Genomic DNA, 9,378 nt, shown 5'->3' on the forward strand with positions numbered 1-9,378 from the left:
TGCTCTCGGTGCAATTATGTCGAAGTTCGAGTACCTGAAGCTTGCCGATACCGTCGCCGCCGAGATCGCCAATGGGGCGCTCAAACCCGGCGACCGCCTGCCGCCGCAGCGCAGCTTCGCCTACGAACGCAAGATCGCGGTCTCGACCGCAAGCCGGGTCTACACCGAGCTGCTGCGCCGCGGCCTCGTGGTCGGCGAGGTCGGACGAGGCACCTTCGTTTCGGGCGAGTCTCGCCCCAATGTCACCCTGCCGGCCGAGCCGCGCGGCGCGCGGATCGATCTCGAAGTGAATTATCCGATCCTGCCGATGCAATCGGCGATGATCGCAAGAAGCCTCGCGGGGCTGGAACGCCCCGAAGTGCTCGATCTGGCACTACGGCACTCGTCCACGACCGGCACGCTGGCGGCGCGAACGATTGCCGCAGAATTTCTTTCCCACGAGGACTGGTCGCCGGCGCCCGATCAACTCGTCTTCACCGCGAACGGCCGGCAATGCATCGCCGCCGCGCTCGCGGCGACAGTCCCGAGCGGCGGCCGTTGCGGCGTCGAGGCGCTGACCTATCCCTTCATCAAGGACATCGCCGCGCGGCTCGGCGTCACGCTGGTCCCGCTCGCCATGGACGAAAGTGGTGTTCGCCCCGACGCGGTGCAGAAGGCGCACCGCGAGACGCATTTGTCGGCATTGTACATTCAGCCGACGATCCAGAATCCGCTCGGCATGACCATGCCGCAGACACGCCGCGCCGAGTTGCTGCGCGTCGTCGAGAAGCTCGGCCTCACCGTCATCGAGGATACGGTCTACGGCTTTCTGGACGAGGAAACGCCGATGGCCGCGCTCGCGCCCGACATCTGCATCACGCTCGACAGCCTGTCGAAGAAAGTAGCGCCCGGGCTGGCGCTCGGCTTCATCGTCTCGCCGCCGCGCTTGCGCGAGCGCGTGATGGCCGCGGTTCGATCCGGCGGATGGACGGCTTCCGGATTTGCCTTTGCCGCCGGGCAACGGCTGATGGCGGACGGCACGGTGGCCGAACTTTCTCGCCTGAAGCGGATCGACGCTTCGCGGCGCCAGCACCTGGCGGCCAGATACCTCGCCGGCTTCGAGGTGCAGGCGAACGTCAAATCCTATCATCTGTGGCTCACCCTGCCCCCGCATTGGCGGTCACAGACGTTTGTCGCGGCCGCGGCCCGGCGCGACATCGCGCTCACGCCTTCGACCACCTTCGCTGTGACGCCCGGCCATGCCCCCAACGCGGTCCGCCTGGCGCTCGGCGCGCCGAGCAGCGAACAACTCGACCTGGCGCTGCGAACGCTGTCGGCCATGCTGACCGCGAAGGAGGATGTCGATACGACCGAATAGCGCGATCGATCGCGCTGTCAGCCCGCCGGCCATTCGGCGATAAAGCCCCTCGCCTTGTACGGCTCGATCTTCTCCCACTCGCGGAGCATGCGGCGGCTGAATTCCGCGTCGGTATGCCAGAGCGCCCGCGGCGTCCTGAAGCTGTCGACCGTGACCAGCATCTTCTGCACGTCGGGCCAGTGCCGGTGCAGCGTCATCGGATAGCGGCGCGCGGTCCAGGTATTGCCGAGGCAGATCACGCTTCGGATATTGGTGAGCCCGATCGCCTGCTCGATGATCGGCAGCGAGAAGATCACGTTCTCGCCGGTATTCTTCGCGCGGTCCTCTCTCAGGATAACATCGGCAGGAACGCCGCGAGCGACCATCGCACCGGCAATGATCTCGCATTCCGACCGCTCCGATCCCGGCGTGACGCCGCCGCTGACGATCGCCCAGCGAAAATATCCCGCGCGCCACAGCCGGCAGGCTTCCTCGATGCGTTCTTCGACATCCTCGCGGGTGCCGAATACGAACAGGAGATCGGCCGGCCGCAGCGGCGTCTCGATCAGATGCCGCGCATTGATCGCCGCAATCTCGGCTTCCGTCGGCAATCGCGTCGTCGTGTCGGTCACGTCAATCTCGCCCAAGGGAATGCCGCTAGACTGCCGCGCCTTCCGGCGCCTCGCGAAATCACATTTCGTGTCGCTTGATTGCGACGGCCCCTATGGCAGCAGCGACCCGGGGAGTTTGTCGAACGTATATTTGCACGGCCGATTGCGCCTGACGAAGCCGCCGATGGTCCAGGCAAACCAGATGGCGATGCCGATCAAAAACAACGCGCCCGTGAATTCGGAGGTCGAGAGCGCACGGACGAGGAGCGCGACCATGGCGACGGCCAGCAGCGCCAGCATCGCGACCGCCGCGGCATAGCTCAGCGTTCCGATGCCGCCGGTGAGTGACGCCCTGCTGCCAGCCTCCCGCATCCGCCGATGCAGCTCGGTGATGAAGATGCGGTAGCCCTGGTCCTGCGGCGTCATCAGCGTGACGGTCTGCCAGCTCGTCGAAAGAACCGCGATCCGTCCGCCGCCGGCTTTCCCGATATCGGCGCGAAAGCGGCGAGGTTGCATCGACATCGGCCGGTACGACAGGCGGATCGACGCGATATCGGCATAGGGCCACACGCCGGACCGTCCGCCGATTTGCCACGACAGTCCGGCATCCGTCAGGTCGAACTGATAGGCCGAGGAAATCAGCGACGCCTTGTAGGCGTAGCTGATCGCGCGTGCGCCCTCGCCTCCCGTTACCTCGTTCGGCAGTGATGTCGGCAATTCAAAATATCCGCGTCGTTTGATTCCGCCTGCTTGCGCGGCGTGCCGACTTTACCTTACAAGCGGGCCATGGCCGAAACGACTTATTTTCCGCGCCGCCTGATCCTGGCCGGCGCGATTGTTTCCGGGGTGCTGCTGGCGCTGGCCATGCACATGCTGGGGGCGCGCTATGGGCTCGATCTCGGCGGCCTGTGGCGAAACGACACAAGCCAGTTCATGCCCGCGGGCGCGGCGATCGCATGGTGGCTGATCGCGACCGTCGGTTTTTCCGGCGGCTATTTCACCGCCGACCTGATGCACAGCGCGGTATCCGGCCAAATCCCGCAGCGGATGCGGCAGTTCCTGATTGCCGTCGGTGTGCTGATCCTCGCCGGCGCCGGACAGGCCGCCTCCGCGCCGAGCCCGGTCCCGACCGTGTCGGGCGTACTCGCCGGCCTGGCAGCCCTGTGTCTCGGCGCCGTGATGGCGTTCTGCGGCGCGCATTTCGCGTTGCGCGAGGCCTGAAGCCCGGCCCTAAGCGACCGCCTGTGCCCGTGCTTTCCTGAGCATGCCTTCCACCTCGGCTGCGGGACGCGGCGGGCTGAACAGATAGCCTTGCGCCTGCGTGCAGCCTTCCTGACGCAACAGGTCAAATTGTGCGTCGGTCTCGACGCCTTCGGCCGTGGTGACGATGCCCAGGCTCTTGCCGAGGCCGGTCACCGCACGCACGATCGCCATCGAATCCTCGCGCGTCGCCAACTCGGTGACGAACGAACGGTCGATCTTGATCTTGTCGAACGGGAAGCTGCGAAGGTAGCTGAGCGACGAATAGCCGGTTCCGAAGTCGTCGAGCGAAATTCGCACTCCGAAGGCGCGAAGCTCGTGCAGAACCGATAGCGTCGCCTCGCTGTTCTGCAGCAACACCGATTCGGTGATCTCGAGCTCGAGCCGGTGCGCTGGAAGGCCGGAGTCTTTGAGCGCCTGCTTTACCGTCGCTACCAGGTCGGGATTCTTGAACTGCACCGGCGAGAGATTGACCGCGACGCCGACATTCTGCGACCAGCCGGCCGCGTCCATGCAAGCCTGCCGCAACACCCACTCGCCGATCGGCACGATCAGCCCGGTTTCTTCCGCCAGCGGAATGAAATTGGCCGGCGAGATCATGCCGCGCAGCGAATGATTCCACCGCGCCAGCGCTTCGAAGCCGACGACGACGTCTTTGGCAACGTCACGGATCGGCTGGTAATAGACCTCGAGTTCGTCGCGCTGCAGCGCAGCGCGCAAGTCGAGTTCCATGAGCCTCCGGGCCTGCGCGCGGGCATCCATTCCGGTCTCGAAGAAGCGATAGGTGCCGCGACCGTCTTCCTTGGCGCGGTAGAGCGCGAGGTCGGCCTTCTTGAGCAGTTCGTCCGGATTCTTGCCGTCCTCCGGCGCCAGCGAAATGCCGATGCTGACGCCGATGACGAGCTGATGGCCGCCAACCTCGTAAGGCGCGGAAACCTTCTCGACCACGTGGCTGGCGAGCGCTGCCACGGCGGATGGTTCGCAATCGCTGCAGAACTGCACGATCGCGAATTCGTCTCCGCCCAGCCGCGCCACCGTGTCATTTTCGGTGATGCATTCGCCGAGACGGCGCGCGACTTCTTTCAAGAGCGCGTCGCCGACGGGGTGACCGAGCGAATCGTTGATGTCCTTGAAATGGTCGAGGTCGAGACAGAACACGGCGAGCTGGTCGCTGCGCCTGGCCAGCCGCAGGGCCTTTTCGAGCTGCTCGCGAAACAGGGTGCGGTTCGGCAGGTTGGTCAGCGCGTCATGGCGCGCCATATGCGAGATCTGTTCCTGGGCTGCCTGCCACTCGGTGATATCCTCGAAGGTTGCGATCCACCCGCCGCCCTTCATGGGCTGATCGACGACGCGGATCGAACGTCCGTTGCGGCTCACCGTCCGCGTCACGCTTTCGCCGGCCCTGGCGCTGGCGATCACGCTGGCGGCGAACTGATCGGGATCGCCGTCCCAGCGATTGAGCGACTTTTGCTGCCGAAGCACGTCGAGCAGCAGACGGCCCTGCAGCGTCATGCCGGTGCGTCCCAGCATTTCGGCATAGCGTTCATTGTACAGCATGATCCGCCCATCCGCGTCGAACATGGCCAATCCTTGCGACATGTTGTCGAGCGCGGTATCGAGCAGGACCTTCTGCTGATGGAGTTCGCCCTTGGCGCGGCGGTCGATCATCGCCGCCAGCAGCGACAGACCGAGGATGGCGAAGGCCGCCACCGCGGTCAGGAACGAGAGCGAGGTCGGAGAAACCGAAAGCCCGTCGTTACCGAGGGTCGAGTCGGGAATGAGCGTGACGGCGCCCATGGCCGTGAAATGATGCGCTACGATGGCAACCGTCAGCAGTCCGGTCGCGACCAGGGTATGAGCGGGATTGTCGCGGCGCGCGGCGACAAGCAGCGAGATCGCCGCGAACAGGCTGCCCAACACGATCGAGCTAGCGACGATGCCGTTCGACCAGACGATGTAGGCCGGCAGCTCGAGCGCCGCCATGCCCGTGTAGTGCATCGCCGCGACGCCACCGCCTATGACGGCGCCGCCGAGGGCAACCACCGACTGCCGCGCGCTGGACAACGCGATGCAGAGGCCCGTGGCGACGATGGTTATCGCGAAAACCAGCGACAGCAGGGTGACGGGTATGTTGTATCCGGCGCTCGCGCCCGGAGCGTAGGCCAGCATCGCGACGAAATGCGTGGCCCAGATTCCGCACCCTCCGACCGCCGCGTCGAGAGCAATCCAGACCGCGCGCGATCGGCCGCGCGAGGCCCTGGCGCGATGAAACAGGCTGATGGCGACGGCACTGGCGAACCAGCAGATGGTTCCTGCCAGGACGACCAGACGCCAGTCATGCTCAGTGGTGAGGCAAGTCAGGACACTATACATTACAGACCCCCAAGGCCTGTAACAGCATTCCCATTGGTATATTTGACGTAACCTTTGCCGTGCAGTTGAAGGGATGATGAACAAACGTTGAAGTGGAACCGACCGCCCCCGGCGGAGGCGCGGATCAACCAGATCGGTCCGCCGACAATTCGCGTCACCCGTCGGGACCGCGCGAAAAGACGCCGCGCGGGTATGCCCGGCGCGGCGTTTTGCCTCAATTGTCGAAAAAGTCAGTTCGCGGCGCGCAGGTTGACCTTGCCTTCGGCCAGCGAGGTCAGCTTCTTGTCGATGGTATTTTCCTCATCGAGCGTCTTCTGCAGAATCGCGGCGGGCCCCGAAAACGCCGCGATGGAACGGACGCCAAGTACGGGCGCCAAGTACGGCAAAAACGGTCCGAGGAATCGACCTCCGTGCGACTCAAAATCGTTAATGCGGCGACATATGTAGGGCGTATGACAGCAGAGACGAACGACGCCAAAACGCATGCTTGTCAAGGGCTGCACAACGGCCCGGATTTGGCTTATGGATTTCGCGCACGGTGCCTTCTGACCGTCGACTGTCACCCTCGTGGCAGGTCCCATCTATCGTATTGCCGCCCCGCCGGGAGGATGAATGCATCGGCTGCTGACCGCGCTCGGGCGTGGTTTCAAGGAGAAGATCGGCTGGAAACGCCTGGGAATCGCAGCGAGTCTTCTCATCATAGCGCTTGCGATCACCCATCTGGTGCGCACCCTCAAGGGGGTCGACACCGGGGTCGTTCTCGTCGCACTCACCGAAATCGCCCCGCACCGCATCGCGCTGGCAGCGCTGTGCGTGGTCGGTGCATTCTGCACGTTGACCTTCTATGACTTCTTCGCGCTGCGAACGATTGGCAAGACGCACGTCCCCTACCGCATCGCCGCGCTGTCGAGCTTCACCAGCTACACCATCGGTCACAACATCGGCGCTACCGTCTTTACCGGCGGCGCGATCCGGTTCCGGATCTATTCCGACTACGGCCTGACGGCGATCGACGTTGCGAAGATCTGCTTTCTCTCGGGCCTCACCTTCTGGCTCGGCAACCTGTTCGTGCTCGGGATCGGCATGGCCTGGCACCCGGAAGCCGCGTCGACGATGGACCTGTTGCCGTCGGCGATGAACCGCTTGATTGCGCTCGGCTGCCTTCTCGGCATCGGCGCCTATTTCGTCTGGTTGCTCACGGGCGAAGGCCGCCGCGAACTCGGCCAGAACGGCTGGAAGGTGGTGTTGCCCTCCGCCCGCCTGACGCTGCTGCAGGTCCTGATCGGCGTCGTCGACCTCGGCTTCTGCGCATTGGCGATGTATCTGTTGATGCCGATGACGCCCTATATCGATTTCGTTTCGCTGGCGGTGGTCTTCATCCTTGCTACCCTGCTCGGCTTTGCCAGCCATGCGCCCGGCAGCATCGGCGTGTTCGACGCCGCGATGCTGGTGGCGCTGCCGCAGTTCGGCAGGGAAGAGTTGCTGGCGACGCTGGTGGTGTTCCGGATCCTGTACTTCCTGATCCCGTTCGGCATCTCGATTTCGATCATGGGGAGCCGCGAAGTCTGGCTCAGCGTGATACAACCCTGGCAGGAGCGGCGCCGGCTTGGCCAGGCCTGCACCGCCAAGGCCAGGGTGCGGCAGCCGATCAAGGGGCGGCAATCCTGAGACGGTAACGGCGTCGTTATCCGCGTCCGCTGGTCTTTTGTGGTGGAGCTGCCGCATTCTCTTATTTCTGCCTTACCGCCAACGTCAAAAAGCGCCATGGCTGGATCTTTCCTACGTTCAACAATCTCGGCGGCGCTGGTCGCCGGCGCGCTATCAGGTGCGTTCGTTTCCACTGCGGAAGCCCAGACCGCCGGCGGCTACGGGGCGCTGCAGATTTCCTGGGAAGTGCGCAACCGCTTCCGCCTGTTCCGCGAGGAGCGGGATTTCCTGCTGCATGCCGAGACCGGCCGGGGACGCAGCGTGTTGGCTTCCGAGCAGGCATTGGCGGTCCAAAGCGACGGCCGAGGCTGGGCGCGCAACACCGTCAACCGGCTCTGTATCGATCTTGCCGGCCGCGTCAGCGAGCCCTGCACCCGCGACAACGTCAAGGAAAGCTATCTGACGCCGATCGACCATCCGGTCGTGATCCGCCTGACGGGCCCGGTGCCGGTCGGCGCGACCTGCGCGTGGACGGTCGACGACGGCGACGGCCCGCAAACCTCCGCCTTCGACTGTGCCGAACCGGTCAACCTCAGAGTCCGCTACGGCCGCACGACAATGGTGACCGCCGATGTATCCAGTTCGGAAGGAAGCCAGCGCGTCGCCACCGAGATCGCGGTACGCGACATCTTCATCGCCGGCCTCGGCGACAGCATCGCGTCCGGCGAGGGAAATCCGGACCGGCCGGTAGCACTCGCCGATGAAGGCTTCTGCTTCCGCTCCTATCTCGGAACGGCAGCGGCGCAATATTACCGGCCGAGCCGCGCCGGCTACAAGGGCGGGCGCGCCTGCGAGGCGCCCGATTCCCTCGCCGTCTGGCAGCGACAGAGCGCGCTCTGGTTCAACCCCGCCTGCCACCGTTCGCTCTATAGCTATCAGACCCGGACCGCGCTGGCGCTCGCCGTGCGATATCCGCACATCGCGGTGACCTATCTGCCGCTGGCCTGCACCGGCGCCACCATTGCCGACGGGCTGTTCGGTTCGCAGCGCGCCCGCGATTGTCTGCCGTCGAAATCGGGCGGGGCCTGCCAGGGCACCGTCAACGGGCAACTGGCCGAACTGCGCGAAGCGGTTACCGCCGCCAAACGCCGACAGGCGGATCGCCAGCTCGACCTGGTGCTGCTGTCGGTCGGCGCCAACGACATCTATTTTTCCGGCCTCGTCGCCGACGTCATCGTGGATACGGCGACCGAACGCGCATTGTTTCGGCGCAGCGGCGTGATGGCCTCGGTGGACGACGCACGCAGCGCGATGACGCGGGATTTGCCGCAGGGTTTTGCCAAGCTGCGCGAGGCGCTGAAACCGCTTGTCGGCGGCGACCTGTCGCGCGTCGTCTACACCGCTTACGCCAACCCGACGCTGGCGAATGGCGGCGCGCCCTGCCCCGGCGGACGCGCCGGCTTCGACATCCATCCCTCCTTCAACGCGCAGCCGCAGCGGCTTGCCGCCGTCTCCGCGTTCGTCGAAAACGAATTCCTGCCGCAGTTGAGGGCGCTGGCGATGTGCGAGGGCGGCATCCTGTGCCGCAATCCCCGCGTCGACCGCATGACCTTCGTGGACAGCCATCAGGCCAGCTTTGCCAACCATGGCTTCTGCGCCCGCGCCGAGAGCGATCCCGATTTCGACCGCCAGTGCTTCTCGGCCAAGGGCGACAGCTTCGATTCCGATATCGTCACCGCCGCCAGCCAGCCGATGCGGTGCGGCCGCAGCGCCGGCGAGTATCGCGCCTATCTGCCGCGCGCACGCTGGATCCGCGACGCCAATGACAGCTACTTCGCCGCAATGACCTATCCGCAAGGCTTGCCGTCATCGCAGCAGCCGGCCGATATCCATGATGCGACCTGGGGCGTGTTGTCGGCGGTCTATGGCGGCGCGGTGCATCCGAGCGCTGAAGGCCATGCCGCGATGGCGGATGCCGCCGTGCCGGCCGCCGCCGCTGTGTTGCGGCTCGATACAGCGATACCCGAAGTCACCTCGCAGCCATCGCCGCCCATCATGGTTGCGCCGGACGCACCGCACCCACCAGGCAGATTGAACTAGCCCGTCTTATTCATGATTGCCGGGCGGGCTGGTGGAACATTTCGGGTCGGA

8 protein-coding genes are annotated in these 9,378 nt (G+C 65.0%); 4 read left to right on the forward strand and 4 right to left on the reverse strand.

Annotated features, from left to right (window positions below; all coding sequences use genetic code 11):
• Positions 1-16 precede the first annotated feature (16 nt).
• Complete coding sequence (locus tag V7E26_RS06005) at positions 17-1,357, forward strand: aminotransferase-like domain-containing protein (RefSeq protein WP_324414517.1); 1,341 nt, start codon at positions 17-19, stop codon at positions 1,355-1,357.
• 17 nt (positions 1,358-1,374) lie between these two features.
• Here the strand turns inward: V7E26_RS06005 and V7E26_RS06010 are convergent, their stop codons facing one another.
• On the reverse strand, positions 1,375-1,968 hold the full coding sequence (locus tag V7E26_RS06010) for a YdcF family protein (protein ID WP_324414518.1): 594 nt from the start codon (positions 1,966-1,968) through the stop codon (positions 1,375-1,377).
• A gap of 90 nt (positions 1,969-2,058) precedes the next feature.
• Complete coding sequence (locus V7E26_RS06015) at positions 2,059-2,664, reverse strand: hypothetical protein (protein WP_324414519.1); 606 nt, start codon at positions 2,662-2,664, stop codon at positions 2,059-2,061.
• Between the two features lie 69 nt (positions 2,665-2,733).
• Between V7E26_RS06015 and V7E26_RS06020 the strand changes: the two genes are divergently transcribed.
• Positions 2,734-3,168, forward strand: coding sequence for a hypothetical protein (locus tag V7E26_RS06020; RefSeq protein ID WP_324414520.1), 435 nt, complete (start codon positions 2,734-2,736; stop codon positions 3,166-3,168).
• A 9-nt stretch (positions 3,169-3,177) separates the two neighbouring features.
• On the opposite strand, the gene V7E26_RS06025 is transcribed toward V7E26_RS06020, so the two are convergent.
• Complete coding sequence (locus V7E26_RS06025; RefSeq protein WP_324414521.1) at positions 3,178-5,580, reverse strand: EAL domain-containing protein; 2,403 nt, start codon at positions 5,578-5,580, stop codon at positions 3,178-3,180.
• 230 nt (positions 5,581-5,810) lie between these two features.
• Positions 5,811-5,957: a hypothetical protein gene (locus V7E26_RS06030; RefSeq protein WP_324414526.1), complete on the reverse strand. Its 147-nt coding sequence runs from the start codon at positions 5,955-5,957 to the stop codon at positions 5,811-5,813.
• Positions 5,958-6,192: 235 nt separating this feature from the next.
• Between V7E26_RS06030 and V7E26_RS06035 the strand changes: the two genes are divergently transcribed.
• Complete coding sequence (locus V7E26_RS06035) at positions 6,193-7,248, forward strand: lysylphosphatidylglycerol synthase transmembrane domain-containing protein (protein ID WP_324414522.1); 1,056 nt, start codon at positions 6,193-6,195, stop codon at positions 7,246-7,248.
• A 96-nt stretch (positions 7,249-7,344) separates the two neighbouring features.
• Positions 7,345-9,327: a hypothetical protein gene (locus V7E26_RS06040; RefSeq protein ID WP_324414523.1), complete on the forward strand. Its 1,983-nt coding sequence runs from the start codon at positions 7,345-7,347 to the stop codon at positions 9,325-9,327.
• Positions 9,328-9,378: the final 51 nt, after the last annotated feature.

Source organism: Bradyrhizobium sp., from assembly GCF_036735945.1.
GTDB lineage: Bacteria > Pseudomonadota > Alphaproteobacteria > Rhizobiales > Xanthobacteraceae > Bradyrhizobium.